Origin of the sequence: Lolliginicoccus suaedae (assembly GCF_008312885.1) — a bacterium.
Lineage (GTDB): Bacteria > Actinomycetota > Actinomycetes > Mycobacteriales > Mycobacteriaceae > Lolliginicoccus > Lolliginicoccus suaedae.
This window is the reverse complement of sequence record NZ_VSSO01000001.1, coordinates 722911-740736: the sequence shown is the minus strand read 5'-3', so window position 1 is coordinate 740736 and position 17826 is coordinate 722911. Positions and strand designations below refer to the sequence as shown.

Below are 17826 nucleotides of genomic sequence, written 5' to 3'. Positions count from 1 at the left end.
TTGTTCAGTAGGTGTTGTCACGCGCGGTGCCTGTCACTCCACCTTGGCGGCGGCTTCGGCGAACAGCGCGAAGTACTCGTCGATGCCCCATCCGATCGACAGCGGCGAGGGGTTCGCCGAGGAGGCGAGCGGGGTGGAGTCCTCGAGGATGACCACGGAGCCGCGGGCGATCGCCCGGACCTTCGACAGCAGCGGGTCGGCCTGCAGGGCCGCGAGGGTGTCCTCGTCGCCGTAGGTGACCAGGATGTCGATGTCATTCATGCGGTCGACCTCCTCGGAGCTGATGGCCTCGTAGAAGGTCTCCGACGTTGCCGAGAGCTCCTCGACGACTGCTGGGGTCGGAAAGCCGAGCTCCTTGAGGAAGCCCGGGCGGGTGTCCTGCGTCGTGTAGAAGCCGACCTCGCTCAGGTCGGTGGGGTCGATGTAGCTGAAGGCGATCGTCTTGCCCTCGATCTCCGGGTACTTGGCCAGGGTCTCCTCGACCTCCGCGCGCAGATCGGCGTTGAGCTGCTCGCCCTCGTCCTCGAGGCCGATCGCCTTGCTGTTGAGGGTGATCATGTCCTGGTAGGAGGTGCCCCATGCCACCTCGGGGTACGCGACGACGGGCGCGATCTTGCTGAGCGTCGCGTAGTCCTCCTCGGTGAGGCCGGAGTACGAGGCGAGGATGACGTCGGGGGCGGTGTCGGCCACTGCCTCGAAGTCGATGCCATCGGCCTCGTCGAAGAGAACAGGCGTCTCGGCGCCGAGCTCGGAGAGGCGGTCCTCGACCCACGGGAGGACTCCGTCGCCGTCGTCGTCGCCCCAGCTCGCCTCCGCCATTCCGACGGGAACGACGCCGAGAGCCAGCGGTACCTCATGGTTCGACCACTGCACGGTCGCGATGCGCTCGGGGAGGGACTCGATGGTCGTGGTGCCCAGGGCGTGCTCGATGGTCATGGGGAAGGCATCGGCATCGCCCGGGTTGGCGGTGGTGCCGGGGGTGTCGGACGAGGCGCCGCAGCCGACGAGGGCGACGGTGGCCGCTGCGGAGGCAGCGAGGCCGATCAAGCGATTGGTGCGCATAGGACCATGCTCCTGTTAGGGTTCGCTAACTTAACTTGGGTTAGGCTAGCCGACCTTCAAGGGGAAGCAAAATCCCCCGGGCACATCGGCTCAAGCCTGCCCGCCGGTGCGAGATCACGATTGGTTGAGCGGCGACGATTCGAACTGAGGCAGGAGCTTCTCGGTCAGCCAGCGCAGGCTGTGCGGGCCGGGGGAGTTGCCCGCGGTCGCTACCGCCCAGTCGGCGAAGACCACTGTCCCGTTCTGGGAGGCGGGCAGCTGCTGGAAGCGAGGATCGCCCTCCAGGTCCTCCTGCGGCGCGGAATAGATGAAGATGGCCAGGGCGTCCGCGTCGAGCTCGTCGAGGTTCTCCAGGGATACGGTGTAGCTCGGATCGGCCTGGGTGTCGTCCTGGTTCTCGTTGGGCACCAGGCCGAACTGCTTCAACCACGAGCCGTTGCCGAAGGCGAAGGAGGGGCCGTCGAAGCGGACGAAGTTGTAGGTCTTTCCCTGGAACCCTGGCAGCCGGTTGCGGACGTCGTCGAACTCGCCCTGGAGCTGGGCCATTGCCTCGTCCACCGCTGCGGGCTCGCCGACGAGCTCTCCGAGCGCTTCAAAGGTCACGTCCCAGTCGTTGTTCCCCACTTGCTCGCCAACGTATGCCGGCGCGATCTGCGAGATCCGTTCGTAGGCATCCTCGGGAACGAGGTAGGTGGTCGCGAGGATGAGGTCTGGCTCGAGCGCGGCCACGGCCTCGAGGTTCGCCGCGTACTCGGCGGTGACCAGGTCGGCGTGATACTCGGCTGCGTATTGTCCTTCCAGCCACGGATTGCTGCCGAGCATCTCGTCCTCGGGCGCCCCGCCGCTGAACGCGAGCGGTTCGACGTCGATGGCTGCGAGCATGTCGACGTACTGGGTGGTCAGTGCCACGATGCGTTTCGGCTCGGAGTCGAGCGTGAGCTCGCCGTAGGCCGTATCGACTGTCGCGAACGCTTCGCCGGAGGTGCTGGCGGGGTCCGTGTAGCCGCATGCGGAGAGGGAGAGCATGATCGCGAGGATCGCGGCAAGCCGGGGCTTCATTGTCGCCAATGGACAACCTTTCCTTCTATCGCGCTTGCTGAACTGCAGCGGAGAGCGCGTTGCTGCACGAGCGGGTCCTTCTCGGTCAAGCGGCGCAGCACCGTCATCACTGTCATCGTCGCCTCATCGGCTGGTGGCTTCCGCGAGCATCGGCACGATCCGGTCGAGCACCATCGGCAGGCTGAGCACGGTCGCATGCGCTAGCGCCCCGGCGAGCAGCGGATCATCGACGTATACGACGCGCTCGTCCTTGACCACGTCGAGCAACTGGTAGGTCGGCTTCGCCTCGATCGCCTCGCGCATGCCAGCGGCGGCGCCGAGCTCCCAGAACAGCACCCCCTGATCAAGGACCCCGAGGTTCTCGTCGCTGATGTCGGCGCTGAACGAGTCGCTGGCGACGAGCGCCTCGATCTCCGGCGCCGTCTGGAAGCCGAGCGCCTTGAGAAGGCCGAAACGGGTGCTGCGCGCCGATTCGACATACACCTGGCCCGCACCGTAGGCCCCTGCATAGACCAACTCGGTGCTCGCAAAGCTGGGGTTCTCATCGCGTGCGCGCGCGAAGCGCTCCTCGACCTCGCGGATGCGGGCCTCGGCCGCTTCCTGCCGCCCGATCGCCCGGCCGGCGGTGCGGGTCATCTCCTGCCAGGGCGTGGCGTACGCGGCGTGCTCGCCCGATTGCGCGATGGTGGAGGCGATCGCGGACAAGGTGTTGTACTGGTCCTCGTCGAGGTTGGCGTAGAGCGCGAGGATGAGGTCCGGCTCGAGTGCCGCGACCTCCTCGAAGCTGATGTCCTCGCCGCGCAGCACGTGCGGCCGGGCGTCGCCGAGCTCGTCCTGGGCCCATGGCCAGACGCCGTTGGGATGGTCGCCGTACCAGTCCCGCAGCCCGACCGGCGCGAGTCCGAGCGCGAGCAGGACGTCGTGGTCGCTGAACCCCAGGGTGACCACGCGCTGCGGATCGGCGGGGACCTGCGTCACCCCGTGCGCGTGCTCGATCGCCGTCGTGCCAGCGGCCCCGGCGCTAGGGGAGCCGTTCGAGCATCCCGCGAGGATCAGCGCTGCTGCGGCGGCGGAGGCGGTGAAGAAGCCGCGGCGAGTGAGCTCATCGACCGGAAGGCCGCGTGTGATCATGGTCATGAGGCATAGGCTAGCCTACCCTGTGCACCCAGTGGTGATGTACGTTGCTGCACGTGAAAACTGGAAACTGGAAAACCTGGCGGCCCGCAGCGATCGCTGGCACGGCTGCGCTGATGATGCTGCTGAGCGCCTGCGGTGGCACGGGCGCTGAGCTTGCCGCAACGGCCACCGAGGACGAGTCGTACACCGTCTCCCACGCGATGGGGGAGGCCACCCTCGAGGAGGAGCCCGAACGGATCGTCGTGCTCGACTCCCCGCACCTCGACGCTCTCATGGCCCTCGACATCGTCCCTGTGGGGGCGAGCGAGGCCAGCGCTGGCAGTGGCTTCCCCGAGTACCTCTCGGATCGCCTGGCCGGCACCGAGGTCGCCGGGCTCATCGCCGAGCCCAACCTCGAAGCGATCGCGAGCCTGCGCCCCGATCTGATCATCGGCGCCAAGGTCCGCCACGAGGAGCTCTACAGCACGCTCTCGGAGATCGCGCCGACCGTCTTCTCCGAGCTCACCGGCACCGACTGGCGCGAGCAGGCCCGTATCACCGCGGCTGCGGTCAACAAGACGAGCGAGATGGACGAGCTGCTCGCAGGCTTCGACGAGCGCGCGGCAGCGGTGGGCGACCGGATCGGCGCGTCCGGCATGACCGCGTCGGTGGTCCGGTTCCGCCCGGAGAGCTTCCGCCTGTACGGTCCCGAGTCCTTCTCCGGCTCTGTGCTCACGCAGGTCGGCTTCGACCTCGGGGAGCGGGACTGGGGGCAGTACTCGATCGTGGAGCTCAGCCCCGAGAACTTCGCCGACATCAACGGGGACGTCATCTTCTACACCAACCCCGGCGGGGATCCGGCCGCGGGCACCTACGACGTCGTCGCCAGCGTATGGGGCGCGCAGCCCGCGGTGGCCAGCGGCGCGGTGTTCGAGGTGGCCGAGCCGACCTGGATGCTCGGCATCGGCGTGATCGGCGCCAACCTCGTGCTCGATGACCTCGAGGAGCTGCTGGGCTAGCCGATCGATCCGCTCCTCCGGGTAGTGCGCGGAACGTCCTTGTGGTCAAGTGCGCCTGTGCCCTGCGGGTTTGCTCGAGGACGAGCGTAGGGTTGGCCCAGGGGGCTTTTCAGTGGCAAGCACTCGCGGGGGCAAGGATGACCCATGACTGATCTGAAGCCTTTCTACAAGCAGGTCCAGGCGCACTACGACGTGTCGGATGACTTCTACGCGCTGTTCCTTGATCCGACCCGCACCTACAGCTGTGCCTATTTCGAGAAGGACGACTACACCCTGGAGCAGGCCCAGCTAGCGAAGGTCGACCTTTCGCTGGGCAAGTGCGACTTGCATCCGGGAATGACCTTGCTCGATGTGGGGTGCGGCTGGGGGACCACGATGCGCCGGGCAATGGAGAAGCACGACGTCAACGTTATTGGTCTCACGCTCAGCGAGAACCAGCATCGCTATGCGAGCTCCATGCTGTCGGAGGTCGAATCGAGCCGGTCGTTCGAGGTCCGGCTGCAGGGCTGGGAGGAGTTCGATGAGCCTGTCGACCGGATCGTGAGCATCGGTGCGTTCGAGCATTTCCGCAAGGAGCGGTACGACGCGTTCTTCGAGCGTTGCCATGCGATCCTGCCGCCGGATGGCCGAATGATGCTGCACACCATTGTTGGCCCGAGCCTGGCGCAATTGCGGGAGCGGGGACTGCCGGTCACTCGTGACCTGGCGAGGTTCCATCTGTTCATCCTCCGGGAGATCTTTCCAGGCGGGCAGATCCCGCAGCCGGAGGTGGTGCGCGAGCGTTCCGCGGACGCGGGGTTCACCACCGAGCGGGTGCAAGCGTTGCAGCCGCACTATGCGCGCACGCTCGACTGCTGGGCGCACGCTCTCGAGCAGAACCGCGAGAGGGCCATAGAGATCACCTCGGTCGAGATGTATGACCGGTACATGAAGTACCTCACCGGGTGCGCGGACTTGTTCCGGAAGGGCTACATCGACGTCATGCAGTTCACTCTCGCGAAGCAGGCGGCCAGCCAGTCTAGTTAGGCTAGCCAACCCTATATAGCCGCAGGTCGGACGCTAGATCGACCTTTGACCAAACTGATCATGATCGCCTAGAATGTGATCTACGTCACGCAAGTGGGCCGAGGGTCGACTCCGGTGACGCAGGGGCCTTCGGGTGTTTGTCGTGCCCTGCCCCGGAAAGTGGCAACCATGTCTGACACGGCGGCTACAGCAGAAGAAACCCCCGTGATCCATGTCCTCTGGATCAACGCAGGACTCAGTTGCGACGGCGATTCGGTGGCCCTGACCGCAGCCACCCAGCCCACCATCGAGGAGATCGCCCTCGGCGCCCTGCCCGGACTTCCCAACATAGCTGTGCACTGGCCGCTCATCGACTTCGAGTGCGGGCCCGAAGGGGGAGCCGACGACTTCCTCGAGTGGTTCCGCAAGGCCGATCGCGGCGAGCTCGAGCCGTTCGTCCTCGTCGTCGAGGGCTCGATCCCCAACGAGAAGATCCACGCCAGCGACGGCTACTGGTGCGGCTTCGGCAACGACGAGGACGGCCAGCCCATCACCACCAGTGAATGGCTCGACCGCCTGACCCCCAAGGCCACCGCGGTCGTCGCCGTCGGCACCTGCGCCACCTATGGCGGCATCCATGCGATGGCTGGCAACCCGACCGGGGCGATGGGCGTGCCCGACTATCTCGGCTGGGACTGGAAATCCAAGGCTGGCCTGCCGATCGTCTGCGTGCCGGGCTGCCCCATCCATCCCGATAACCTGTCCGAGACACTGACCTACCTGCTGTACCAGGCATCGGGGCAGGCGCCGATGATCCCGCTCGACGAGGCATTGCGACCCACGTGGCTGTTCGGCAAGACCGTCCACGAGGGCTGCGACCGCGCCGGCTACTACGAGGAAGGCGACTTCGCGACCGAGTACGGCTCGCCGAAGTGCATCGTGAAGCTGGGATGCTGGGGCCCGGTCGTCAAGTGCAACGTGCCCAAGCGCGGCTGGATCAACGGGGTCGGCGGCTGCCCGAACGTGGGCGGCATCTGCATCGGCTGCACCATGCCGGGCTTCCCCGACATGTTCATGCCGTTCATGGATGAACCACCCGGAGGCAAGCTCTCCAGCGCCGCGGTAGGCGTGTACGGATCGGTGATCCGCAGCCTGCGCAACATCACCTCCCACACCGTTGACCGGGAACCCAAGTGGCGCGCCCGCGGCGATCAACTGACCACCGGCGCCACCCGCACCTGGTAGCAGCCCGGTAGAAGCAAAGAGGCATGCGATGACGTCAACCATTCACGGGCCCGGGCCGCTGCCCACCCCGCCGCCCATCAAGGAGAACGCGGACGGCCTGGTGGAGATGAACTGGGATCCGATCACCCGGATCGTGGGCAGCCTGGGCATCTACACCACCATCGATTTCAAGCAGAAGGTCGTCAAGGAGTGCCACAGCACCTCGTCGATCTTCCGCGGCTACTCCATCTTCATGAAGGGAAAGGACCCGCGCGACGCGCACTTCATCACCTCCCGCATCTGTGGCATCTGCGGTGACAACCACGCCACGTGTTCCTGCTACACGCAGAACATGGCCTACGGGGTGAAGCCGCCGCACATCGGTGAATGGATCATCAACCTCGGCGAGGCCGCCGAGTACATGTTCGACCACAACATCTTCCAGGAGAACCTGGTGGGTGTTGATTTCTGCGAGAAGATGGTCGCCGAGACCAACCCGGGCGTCCTCGAGCGCGCCAACAAGACCGAGGCCCCGCACGCCGGTGAGCACGGCTACCGCACCATCGGCGACATCATGCGCTCGCTCAACCCGTTCTCCGGCGAGTTCTACCGCGAGGCCCTCGCCGTCTCCCGCTCCACGCGCGAGATGTTCTGCCTCATGGAGGGCCGCCACGTCCACCCCTCCACCCTCTACCCCGGCGGGGTGGGAACCGTCGCGACGATCCAGCTGATGACCGACTACATGTCCCGGCTGATGCGCTACGTCGAGTTCATGAAGAAGGTCGTGCCCATGCACGACGACCTGTTCGACTTCTTCTACGAGGCACTGCCCGGCTACGAGAAGGTCGGCCTGCGCCGCACCCTGCTCGGCTGCTGGGGCTCGTTCCAGGATCCCGAGGCGTGCAACTTCGAGTACAAGGACATGGAGGCGTGGGGGCGCAAGATGTTCGTCACCCCCGGCGTCGTCGTGGACGGCAAGCTCGTCACGACCTCCCTGGTGGACATCAACCTGGGCATCCGCATCCTGCTCGGCTCCTCCTACTACGACGACTGGACCGATCAGGAGATGTTCGTGACGCGCGATCCGCTGGGCAACCCCGTGGACCGCCGCCACCCCTGGAACCAGCACACCAATCCGCGCCCGCAGCGCCGCGACATGGACGACAAGTACTCGTGGGTGATGTCGCCCCGCTGGTTCGACGGCACCGACCACCTCGCACTCGACACCGGTGGCGGGCCGCTCGCCCGGCTGTGGTCGACAGCGCTCGCCGGGCTCGTCGACGTCGGCTACGTCAAGTCCACCGGCCACAGCGTGCAGATCAACCTGCCGAAGACCGCGCTCAAGGGCCCGGTCAGCTTCGAATGGAAGATCCCCGTGCATGGGTCCAACACCATCGAGCGGGACCGGGCACGCACCTACTTCCAGGCCTACGCCGCCGCGTGCGCGCTGCACTTCTGCGAGCAAGCGCTCGGCGAGATCCGGGCCGGGCGGACCAAGACCTGGGAGAAGTTCGAGGTGCCCGACGAGGGCATCGGGTGCGGCTTCACCGAGGCGGTGCGCGGGGTGCTCAGCCACCACATGGTGATCCGCGACGGCAAGATCGCCAACTACCACCCGTACCCGCCGACCCCGTGGAACGCGAACCCCCGCGACAGCTACGGCACGCCGGGCCCTTATGAGGACGCGGTGCAGGGGCAGCCGATCTTCGAGGAGAACGACCTCGAGCACTTCAAGGGGATCGACGTGATGCGGACCGTCCGCAGCTTCGATCCGTGCCTGCCGTGCGGGGTGCACATGTACCTCGGTGGCGGGAAGACCCTGGAGAAGCTGCACTCGCCCACCCAGTCACTGACGGGCGAGTGATCGCATGCCTGCCGGGAGCCCGGGCAGCTGGCGCGATGCGGGAGAGCGCATCGACGGGTTGCTCGACGCGATGTCGGCGAGCGGTCCCCTCGCGCGCGAGCGCGCCGAGTCCCTCGTCCGCGAGGTCGTCGGCCTGTACGGGGCCGGGCTCGAGCAGGTGCTGCGCGTCATCCGGGAGCATGATGGCGGCGTTATCCTCCGAGAGCTCGCCGACGATGACCTCGTCGCCAGCCTGCTGCTCGTCCACGGCCTGCACCCCGACGATGTGGAGGCGCGCGTGCGCAAGGCGCTCGATAGCGTGCGCCCCTACCTCGGCTCCCACGGCGGCGATGTCGATCTGATCGGCGTCGAGGAGGGAGTGGTCCGCTTGCGGTTCCAGGGCACCTGCAAGAGCTGCCCCTCGTCGTCGGTGACCCTTGAGCTCGCTGTCGAGGATGCCGTGCGGTCCGCCGCCCCGGAGATCACCAGCATCGAGGTCGATACCGAGCAGCCCGCCGAGAATGGATCGAGCGGGCTCATCGCGGCGGACACCCTGTTCGCCAAGGTGCACCAGAACGGTTCGCAGCAGGATGGGACCCAGCAGGACGGGGGGCATCACGGCGGGAGCTGGGCGCAGCTGCCCGAGCTCGAGGGCCTCGCCGATGGCGAGGTCGCCGGGTTCGCCATCGGCGGCACCACCATCCTGGCGTGCCGCAGCGGGGAGGAGGCCTACGCCTTCATCGACCGCTGCGGCCACTGCCTCGGCTCCATGGCCGGGGCAGTGCTGCACCGCCAGGCCGGCACGCGCACCGCGGTGCTGCGCTGCCCGCGCTGCCGGGCGCACTTCGACATCGGCCGCGCGGGAGCCAGCCTTGATGACACCAGCAGCGACCATGCGGGAGAGCACCTGACGCCGCTGCCGGTGCTGCGCCGCGAGGGCGTGCTGTCCGTCTCGCTGCCCGCGGGGGCCGGGCAGTGAGCGGGGCCGGCGACTCGCCGCTCGACGTCCTGCGACGAATACGCGCCACCCAGCCCGAGACGCAGCCGGGGGAGCGCTGCGACATGTGCGCGGTCCCCATCGGCGACGAGCACTCCCACGTCGTGGACGTGCAGGGACGGCAACTGATGTGCGTGTGCCGCCCGTGCTACCTGCTCTTCACCGACACCAGCGCGAGCCTGCGGTTCCGCTCCGTGCCGGACCGCTATCTCTCCTTCGGCGACGAGGGCCTCACGCGGCAGGAATGGTCCGCGCTCGACATCCCCGTCGGCCTCGCGTTCTGCTTCCACAACTCCAAGCTCGGCCACACCGTCACCTTCTACCCGGGCCCCGCCGGGGCCACCGAGTCCGAGCTCGACATCCGCCAGTGGGAGGACATCACCACCTCGCTCCCGCACCTGACCACGATGCTGCCCGATGTGGAGGCCTTGCTCATCCGCGTCCCCGAGGACCCCCTCGCCGCGCCGGAGTGCTACCTCGTGCCGATCGACGCCTGCTACGAGCTAGTCGGGCAACTACGGTCGGTGTGGCGGGGCTTCGACGGCGGCCAGGACGCGCGCCGGCGCATCGACGCATTCTTCGACCGCATCGCCGCCCGGGCCCGGCCCGCCGCCCGCGCAGGGGGCACCCGGTGACCGAGCTCGCGTTCGACGTCATGGAGGTCGCCCCCGAGAAGCACGCGGCCACCCCCAACCTGCTCGCGAGCCTGCGCATCACCGAGAGCTCCGGCGCGCAGGTCCACGCGATGGTGCTCAACTGCCAGATCCGCATCGAGCCCCAGCGCCGCCCCTACAGCGACGACGAGGCCGCAGGCCTGCGCGACATGTTCGGCCCCCGCGAGCAGTGGTCCTCGAGCGTCCGCCCGTTCCCGTGGCTGCACACCGCCACCACCGTGCCCGGCTTCGTCGGCACCTACGATGTGGCGCTGCCGATGCAATGCACCTACGACTTCGAGGTGACGGCATCGAAGTACCTGCACGCCCTCGATCAGGCGGCGGGGGAGCGGCATGCCGCCGTGCCGCTGGTGTTCCTGTTCAGCGGCACGATCTTCACCCGCGGCGGTGACGGCATCCACGTCCAGCGCATCCCGTGGCATTGCGAGGCCAGCCACGACATGCCCGTGCAGGTGTGGCACGACCTGGTAGCCCAGCACTATCCGGGCAGCGGCTGGCTGCGCCTGGAGACCACCACCATGAACGCGTTGCTGCGCTACAAGGCCGCGAAAGGACTGACCACCCTCGATGCGGCAGTGACGCTCCTGCTGCTGCACGAGCGCGAAGCAGGGGAGGCATCATGAGCAACGCACCCACGGCTTCCGGGCCCGAGAGCCTGGCACGGGCAAGGGCCGTCGCCGACGCCGTCCTCTACGAGGGCTACCTGCTATATCCCTACCGGGCTGACTCCCGCAAGAACCAGGCGCGCTGGCAGTTCGGGGTGCTCGGCCCGCCCGGTGCGGCCGAGGCCAGCACCGGCGAGGATTCCCGCCTCGCCACCGAGCTCCTGCTGCGCGGCGGCAGCGTCCTGCGCGTCACGCTGCGGTTCCTGCAGCTGCAGCGCAGGGATGTCGAGGAACCGCGCGACGGCCACTACGAGACCGTGCCCGAGGCGTGGGTGGGGGATCGCCGGTATGTCAGCTGGGACGAGGCCATCGCGCACGAGATCGACCTCGAATGGGATCTATCCGAGACTCTTGGACAGGTCGAGCGCCCGGTGCACGATGTGAGCATCGACGGCGGCGAGGACATCGAGACGCTCGGCCCCGAATGCCGGCTGCGCCGCACCCGCTGGCCACTGCGCGCCAAGGCGATACTGCGCCGCTTCCCGGCGGTCGACGGCACCAGCACCCTCGCTCTCGAGATCCGCAACACTAGCGCCGAGCCCAGCGGCCCGGACCCCCGCGCCGACGCGATCCGCCACTCGCTGCTCGGTGCCCATCTCATCGTCACCACCCCCGACGGCGAGTTCGAGTCCCTGCTCGAGCCCAGGCCCGACGCCGAGGACGCCGCCCGCGCCCGCACCCACCACCGCTGCTTCCCCGTGCTCGCGGGAGCACCCGGCGAGCGGCGCATCATGCTCGTCTCGCCGATCATCCTCTACGACTACCCCGAGATCGCCGGGGAGAGCACCGGGCCCATGTTCGACGCCACCGAGATCGACGAGATCCTCACCCTGCGCGTCATGGCCATGACCGATGCCGAGAAAGAACTCGCGCGGGCCACCGACCCCCTCGCCGCCGGCATCATCGACCGCGCCGACGGCTCCACCGCGGAATCCCTCGCCGCGCTGCACGGCACGTTCCGCGACGAGATCCCCACCTACCGCGAGCCTGATCCAGCTGCGCCTGATTCTTTGGGCTCCGGCGACAAGCCCTGGTGGGACCCGGCCGTGGATTCCAGCGTCGATCCCGGCACCGCCACCACCGTCATCGACGGCACGACCATCGGCAAGGGCAGCCTGGTGCGGGTGCACCCGCGACAGGGCGCGGACGCGCAGGACATCTTCTTCCGCGACCAGGTGGCGCGCGTGGCGAACGTGCAGACCGATGTCGACGGCTCCACCCACGTCGGAGTGGTGCTCGTCGATGATCCCGCGGCCGACCTGCACGACTGGTTCGGCCGGTACTTCTACTTCGCGCCGAGCGAGCTCGAGCCCCTGCCCGGCGCAGCCCATGAGCCACCCCCCGGCCCGGACCGTGATCCCCACGGCGGCGAGGGCGCTCGAACCTGGAAGGAGGCAACGCCATGAGAATCGTCGGCATGATCACCACCGCCGTGGTGTCGGCCATCGCGGCACTCGGGGTGATGGTCGGGATCAAGAGCATCCCCGACATGAAGCGGTACATGCGCATGCGGCAGATGTAGGAGGACAGGCATGGCGGCACACGTGCTCGTGGCAGGCATCGGGAACATCTTCCTCGGCGACGATGGCTTCGGCCCCGCCGTGCTGCGCGTCCTCGGCGACGGCACCATCGCCCTGCCGGGCACGGTGCGCTGCGTCGACTACGGCATCCGCGGCATGCACCTCGCCTATGACCTCCTCGAGGACTGGGACGCGCTGATCCTCGTCGATGCCATCCCGGATCGCGGCAGCCCCGGCACCGTGCACATCCTCGAGGTCTCGGCCGCGGACCTCGTGGCGCTGCGCTCCACCGCCGTGCCACGCGACGCCTCGGGCCTCGACGGGCACGCCATGGACCCGGCCGCCGTCTTCGCGAGCCTCGATGCGCTCGGCGGGACCCTGCCCCGCACCTTCGTCGTCGGATGCGAGGCCGCCACCCTCGACGAGGGCATCGGGCTCTCCCCGCCGCTCGAGGCCGCCGTGGGCACCGCCGCCCGCGCGGTCGCGGACACCATCGCTACCCATCTCGCCACCGCGAGCACGGAGGGCTGACCCATGTGCCTCGGCATCCCCGGCCGCGTCGAGCACATGCTCGACGGATACGGCGACCAGCTCGCCCTCGTCGACGTCGAGGGGCAATCGCGCAAGGTCAACATCGGCATGCTCGACGATCAGCCCGTGCGGCCCGGCGAATGGGTCATCATCCACATGGGCTTCGCCGTCGAGCGCACCAGCCCCGAGGGCGCGGCCCAGGCCCGCGCCGGGCTCGAGATGATGGGACGCGCCTCCCCGCGCGGTGACCCCCCATGACGCGCATCCGGCAGCGCCTCCACGTCAACGGTGTCGTGCAGGGCGTCGGGTTCCGCCCGTTCGTCTACGCCACCGCGTCCGAGCTCGCCCTGAGCGGGGAGGTCAGCAACGACAGCGACGGCGTCATCATCGAGGTGGAGGGCACCCCCGCAGCGATCGAGGAGTTCACCCGGCGCGTCTGGCAACGACCACCACCCCTCGCCGTCGTCGAGGAGCTGAGCACTGAGCCGGTCGAGCCGCGCGGCGGCACGGGGTTCCGCATCGCCAGCACCTCGCACCAGGCCGGCGGGCGCACCCTCGCCTCCCCGGATGTCGCGATCTGCGCGGACTGCCTGCGCGAGCTGCACGACCCCGCCGACCGCCGCTACCGCCACCCCTTCATCACCTGCACCAACTGCGGGCCACGGTTCACCATCATCCGGGAACTGCCCTACGACCGGTCCTCGACGACCATGTCGGGCTTCCCGATGTGCGTGGCCTGCGCCGCCGAGTACCGCGACCCCGCCGACCGGCGATTCCACGCCCAGCCCATCGCCTGCCCTGATTGCGGCCCCACGCTCGCGCTCCTCGACGGGGCAGGCCACCTGCACGGCGAGGACGCGCTCGCCCGTGCCCGCGAGCTGCTCGCCACCGGTCGTATCGTCGCCGTGAAAGGCATCGGCGGCTTCCACCTCGCCTGCGACGCCACTAGCTCCGCCGCCGTCGCGGCCCTGCGCGACCGCAAGCACCGCCCGAGCAAGCCGTTCGCCGTCATGGTGCGCGACCTCCCCACCGCGCGGCGCATCGCGCGCATCAACGACACCGAGGCCCGCGTGCTCACCAGCCCGCAGCGGCCCATCCTGTTGCTCGCGAAGAACGCGCCCCTCGACCCAGGCGTCGCGCCCGGGATCCCCGATGTGGGCGTGATGATCGCCTACACGCCGATCCACCACCTGCTGCTCGGCCTGCCCGGTGATCCACCCGGCCCCGACGTGCTCGTCATGACTTCCGGCAACCTGGGTGGGGAGCCGATCGCCTACCGCGACGACGACGCCATCGAACGCCTTGACAGCATCGCGGACGCGATCCTGCTGCACGACCGGCCCATCCTCGTGCCCTGCGATGACTCCGTGGCCCGCGTCGTCGACGGCACCGAGATGCCACTGCGCCGCTCCCGCGGATACGCACCCCTGCCGCTCGCCCTGCCGATTCGGGTGCCCCCGACCCTCGCCGTCGGCGCGGACGTGAAGAACACCTGCGCGGTGGCCGACGGCCGCTACGCCTGGCTCAGCCAGCACATCGGCGACATGGACGACCTCGCGACGCTGCACGCGCTGACCACCACCGAGCAGCACCTCCAGCACCTCACCGGCGTCGAGCCCGAGCAGATCGTCATCGACGCGCACCCCGCGTACCGCTCGGCCGCCTGGGCGCGCCGCCACGCCGGGGAGCGACCCGTGCACCTCGTCCAGCATCATCACGCGCATATCGCGGCCGTGATGGCCGAGCATGGCCTCGACGACACCGAGTCCGTCATCGGCCTCGCCTACGACGGCACCGGATACGGCACCGACGGTGCTGTGTGGGGCGGGGAGGTGCTGATTGGTGGCTACAAGGACATGCAGCGCTTCGGCCACCTCAAGGAAGTGCCACTGCCGGGCGGGGATGTGACCGTCCGTCGTCCCTACCGGATGGCGCTCGCCCACCTGCACGCCGCGGGCATCGACTGGGACGAGGACCTCCCGCCCGTCGCGGCCTGCCCCGTCGCCGAGCGGCAGGTGCTGCGCCACCAGCTCGACACGGGCCTCGGCTGCGCGCCGACGACCAGCATGGGGCGGCTCTTCGATGCCGTCGCCTCCCTCGCCGGGGCACGGCAAGTCGTCGACCACGAGGCGGCAGCGGCCATCGAGCTCGAGGGCCACGCGCGCCAGCATCCTTCCGCAAGCTGCTACCCGTACGTCCTCGCGGATGGCATCGCCGACCCCGCGCCGCTGCTGGCCGCCGTCATCGAGGACCTGCGCGCCGGTGCCTCCCTCGCGGTGATCGGAGCCCGGTTCCACGCCGCCATCGCCAGGCTCAGCATCCAATGGGCATGCGACGCCCGCGCATCCAGCGGCCTCGGCACCGTCGCGCTCACCGGGGGAGTGTTCCAGAATCCCTTGCTGCTCGCGCTCGCCCGGCACGGCCTCGAAGGCGAAGGATACCGGGTGCTCACCCACCGGCGCGTGCCGCCCAACGACGGCGGGATCGCGCTCGGCCAACTGATCGTGGCAGCCATGCGATGACCCATCGGGCAGGCAGCGAGCCCGCCCGCAAAACGAGGAGGTAGACGATGTGCCTAGCAGTACCGGGGAGGATCCTCGGCCTGGAGGAACGGGACGGCACCCTGATGGCCGAGGTGGACTTCGGGGGCGTCCACAAGGACGTCTGCCTGCACTACATCCCCGACGCCACCATCGGTGACTATGTGATCGTCCACGTAGGGTTCGCCATCCAGCGCCTCGACGAGGAATCCGCCAAGAAGACCCTCGCCGAGTTCGAGCAGCTCGGTGTTCTCGACGAGGAGTTCGGCGACCAGTTCGCGCTCGCCGCCAAGCAAGCCGGGCTCGACCCGCCCGGCGCCAGCTCTGATCCGCCCGGGACCGGCACCAGCCAGCCCGGCAGCCACAACGGGAAGGCAGCGGCATCATGAAATACCTCGACGAGTTCAGCAACCCCGACCTCGCCCGCAAGCTCCTCGACCAGATCCGCGACACCACCACCCGGCGGTGGGCGATCATGGAGGTCTGCGGCGGGCAAACGCACTCCATCATCCGCCACGGCATCGACCAGCTGCTCCCCGACAGCATCGAGATGATCCACGGCCCCGGCTGCCCCGTCTGCGTCACGCCGCTCGAGATCATCGACAAGGCGCTCGAGATCGCCGCCCGCCCCGATGTCACCTTCTGCTCCTTCGGCGACATGCTGCGCGTCCCCGGCAGCGAGTCCGACCTGTTCCGCATCAAGAGCCAGGGCGGCGACATCCGCGTCGTCTACTCGCCGCTCGACGCGCTGCGCATCGCCCGCGACAACCCTGATCGGCAGGTCGTGTTCTTCGGCATCGGCTTCGAGACCACCGCCCCCGCCAACGCCATGACCGTCTACCAGGCCAAGCGCCTCGGCATCCACAACTTCTCGCTGCTCGTCTCCCACGTGCTCGTGCCACCAGCGATCGCCGCGATCATGGAATCACCCACCTGCCGCGTCCAGGCCTTCCTCGCCGCCGGGCACGTGTGCTCGGTCATGGGCACCGAGGAATATCCATCCCTGTGCGACAAGTACCAAGTACCCATCGTCGTCACCGGCTTCGAGCCCCTCGACATCCTCGAAGGAATCCGCCGCACCGTCGCGCAGCTCGAGAACGGCGAGCACCACCTCGACAACGCCTACCAGCGCGCCGTCCGCCCCGAGGGCAACCTCCCCGCCAAGCAGATGCTCGACGACGTCTTCGAGATCACCGACCGCGGCTGGCGCGGAATCGGCACCATCCCCGACAGTGGCTGGCAGCTCGCCCCCAAGTACCGCGAGTTCGACGCCGAGCACCGCTTCCACGTCCACGACCTCCACACCGACGAATTCTCCATCTGCCGCTCCGGCGAAGTCCTCCAAGGACTCATCAAGCCGCACGAGTGCTCCGCGTTCGGCAAGCAATGCACCCCCCGCACCCCGCTTGGCGCGACCATGGTGTCCTCCGAAGGGGCCTGCGCCGCCTACTACCTCTACCGCCGCCTCGAGATTCAGGAGGCCACCCATGCCTGAGCAGGCCCGCAACGGACAAGCAGCCACCCTCGACATGGAAAGCTGGGCGTGCCCCCTGCCGCTGCGGGACTCCCCGAACATCGTCATGGGCCACGGCGGCGGCGGAGCCATGTCCGGCGAGCTCATCGAGCACCTGTTCCTGCCCGCCTTCGGAGCCGCGGCCGCAGGGGAGATGACCGACTCGGCCGTCGTCACCGTTGGCGGCACCCGCGTCGCGTTCTCCACCGACTCGTTCGTCGTCAAGCCCATGATCTTCCCCGGTGGCAGCGTCGGCGACCTCGCCGTCAACGGCACCGTCAACGACATCGCCATGTCCGGAGCACAACCCCTCGTGCTGTCCACCGCGTTCATCCTCGAGGAAGGCACCCCGCTCAGCATCATCCACCGCATCGCCGCCGACCTCGGCGCCGCCGCCACCACCGCCGGGACCAAGCTCGTCACCGGGGATACAAAGGTGGTCGACTCCGGCCACGGCGACGGCGTCTACATCAACACCAGCGGATTCGGCATCATCCCCGACGGCGTCGACATCCGCCCCCAGCGCGCCCGGCCCGGCGACACCATCATCGCCAGCGGCCACATCGGCGTCCACGGCGTCGCCATCCTCAGTTGCCGCGAAGGGCTCGAGTTCGGCACCACCATCCGCAGCGACACCGCCGCCCTCAACGGCCTCGTCGCCACCATGATCGCCACCGGCGCCGACATCCACGTCCTCCGCGACCCCACCCGCGGCGGAGTCGCCGCCGCCCTCAACGAGATCTGCACCACCGCCCACCTCGGGGCAGCCCTCGACGAGCGCGCACTACCCATCCCGCCCGAGGTCCGCGACGCCTGCGGGCTCCTCGGCCTCGACCCCCTCTACGTCGCCAACGAAGGAAAACTCGTCGCGTTCGTCGCGCCCGACGACGCCGACATCATCCTCAACGCCATGCACCAGCACCCCCACGGCCTCGACGCCACCATCATTGGCGAAGTCGTCACCGAGCACCCCGGCATGGTCGTCGCTAAGACCGCGCTCGGCGGAACCCGCGTCGTCGACCTCCCCGCCGGAGAACAACTACCCCGCATCTGCTGAA

General features: G+C 68.6%; 18 protein-coding genes. 15 read left to right on the top strand and 3 right to left on the bottom strand.

The annotated features are described in order from the left end of the window. Positions 1–33: 33 nt before the first annotated feature. The 3 genes from FXO18_RS03390 to FXO18_RS03380 form a co-directional block, all read right to left on the bottom strand. Positions 34–1062 carry an iron-siderophore ABC transporter substrate-binding protein gene (locus FXO18_RS03390; RefSeq protein ID WP_149359638.1) on the bottom strand — a complete coding sequence of 343 codons (1029 nt, stop codon included), beginning with the start codon at positions 1060–1062 and terminating at the stop codon, positions 34–36. A gap of 114 nt (positions 1063–1176) precedes the next feature. After that, on the bottom strand, positions 1177–2121 hold the full coding sequence (locus FXO18_RS03385) for an ABC transporter substrate-binding protein (RefSeq protein WP_235900473.1): 945 nt from the start codon (positions 2119–2121) through the stop codon (positions 1177–1179). A 123-nt stretch (positions 2122–2244) separates the two neighbouring features. Next, positions 2245–3258, bottom strand: coding sequence for an iron-siderophore ABC transporter substrate-binding protein (locus FXO18_RS03380; RefSeq protein WP_149359636.1), 1014 nt, complete (start codon positions 3256–3258; stop codon positions 2245–2247). A 53-nt stretch (positions 3259–3311) separates the two neighbouring features. Here FXO18_RS03380 and FXO18_RS03375 point away from each other — a divergent pair, with 53 nt between their 5' ends. The 15 genes from FXO18_RS03375 to hypE all read left to right on the top strand — a co-directional run bounded on the left by FXO18_RS03375 (position 3312) and on the right by hypE (position 17825). After that, entirely contained in the window at positions 3312–4256 is a 945-nt protein-coding gene (locus FXO18_RS03375; protein ID WP_235900415.1) for an ABC transporter substrate-binding protein, read from the top strand. 144 nt (positions 4257–4400) lie between these two features. Further along, positions 4401–5282, top strand: coding sequence for a cyclopropane mycolic acid synthase family methyltransferase (locus FXO18_RS03370; protein WP_149359635.1), 882 nt, complete (start codon positions 4401–4403; stop codon positions 5280–5282). A 168-nt stretch (positions 5283–5450) separates the two neighbouring features. After that, positions 5451–6506, top strand: a complete 1056-nt coding sequence (locus FXO18_RS03365; protein ID WP_149359634.1) for an NADH-quinone oxidoreductase subunit B family protein — start codon at positions 5451–5453, stop codon at positions 6504–6506. A 28-nt stretch (positions 6507–6534) separates the two neighbouring features. After that, entirely contained in the window at positions 6535–8349 is a 1815-nt protein-coding gene (locus FXO18_RS03360; RefSeq protein WP_407936421.1) for a nickel-dependent hydrogenase large subunit, read from the top strand. A 4-nt stretch (positions 8350–8353) separates the two neighbouring features. After that, positions 8354–9307, top strand: a complete 954-nt coding sequence (locus tag FXO18_RS03355) for a NifU family protein (RefSeq protein WP_149359633.1) — start codon at positions 8354–8356, stop codon at positions 9305–9307. A gap of 83 nt (positions 9308–9390) precedes the next feature. Beyond that, positions 9391–9960, top strand: coding sequence for a DUF5947 family protein (locus FXO18_RS03350; protein WP_223114531.1), 570 nt, complete (start codon positions 9391–9393; stop codon positions 9958–9960). Beyond that, positions 9957–10622, top strand: coding sequence for a DUF6084 family protein (locus tag FXO18_RS03345; RefSeq protein ID WP_149359631.1), 666 nt, complete (start codon positions 9957–9959; stop codon positions 10620–10622). Before FXO18_RS03350 ends, FXO18_RS03345 begins: the two co-directional genes overlap by 4 nt. Continuing rightward, entirely contained in the window at positions 10619–12070 is a 1452-nt protein-coding gene (locus tag FXO18_RS03340) for a hypothetical protein (protein ID WP_235900414.1), read from the top strand. Before FXO18_RS03345 ends, FXO18_RS03340 begins: the two co-directional genes overlap by 4 nt. Next, positions 12067–12186, top strand: a complete 120-nt coding sequence (locus FXO18_RS16240; RefSeq protein ID WP_407936420.1) for a DUF6893 family small protein — start codon at positions 12067–12069, stop codon at positions 12184–12186. Before FXO18_RS03340 ends, FXO18_RS16240 begins: the two co-directional genes overlap by 4 nt. Before the next feature lie 10 nt (positions 12187–12196). Continuing rightward, positions 12197–12715 (top strand): hydrogenase maturation protease, encoded by a 519-nt coding sequence (locus tag FXO18_RS03335; protein ID WP_149359630.1) that lies wholly within the window; start codon positions 12197–12199, stop codon positions 12713–12715. A gap of 3 nt (positions 12716–12718) precedes the next feature. Then, positions 12719–12973, top strand: a complete 255-nt coding sequence (locus tag FXO18_RS03330) for a HypC/HybG/HupF family hydrogenase formation chaperone (protein WP_149359629.1) — start codon at positions 12719–12721, stop codon at positions 12971–12973. Next, positions 12970–15237, top strand: coding sequence for a carbamoyltransferase HypF (hypF, locus tag FXO18_RS03325; protein ID WP_149359628.1), 2268 nt, complete (start codon positions 12970–12972; stop codon positions 15235–15237). Before FXO18_RS03330 ends, hypF begins: the two co-directional genes overlap by 4 nt. A gap of 47 nt (positions 15238–15284) precedes the next feature. Next, entirely contained in the window at positions 15285–15644 is a 360-nt protein-coding gene (locus FXO18_RS03320; protein ID WP_149359627.1) for a HypC/HybG/HupF family hydrogenase formation chaperone, read from the top strand. Further along, a complete protein-coding gene (gene hypD, locus FXO18_RS03315) occupies positions 15641–16750 on the top strand; it encodes a hydrogenase formation protein HypD (RefSeq protein ID WP_149359626.1) in 1110 nt (369 codons plus the stop codon). Before FXO18_RS03320 ends, hypD begins: the two co-directional genes overlap by 4 nt. Further along, positions 16743–17825: a hydrogenase expression/formation protein HypE gene (gene hypE, locus FXO18_RS03310; RefSeq protein ID WP_149359625.1), complete on the top strand. Its 1083-nt coding sequence runs from the start codon at positions 16743–16745 to the stop codon at positions 17823–17825. Before hypD ends, hypE begins: the two co-directional genes overlap by 8 nt. Position 17826 lies beyond the last annotated feature (1 nt).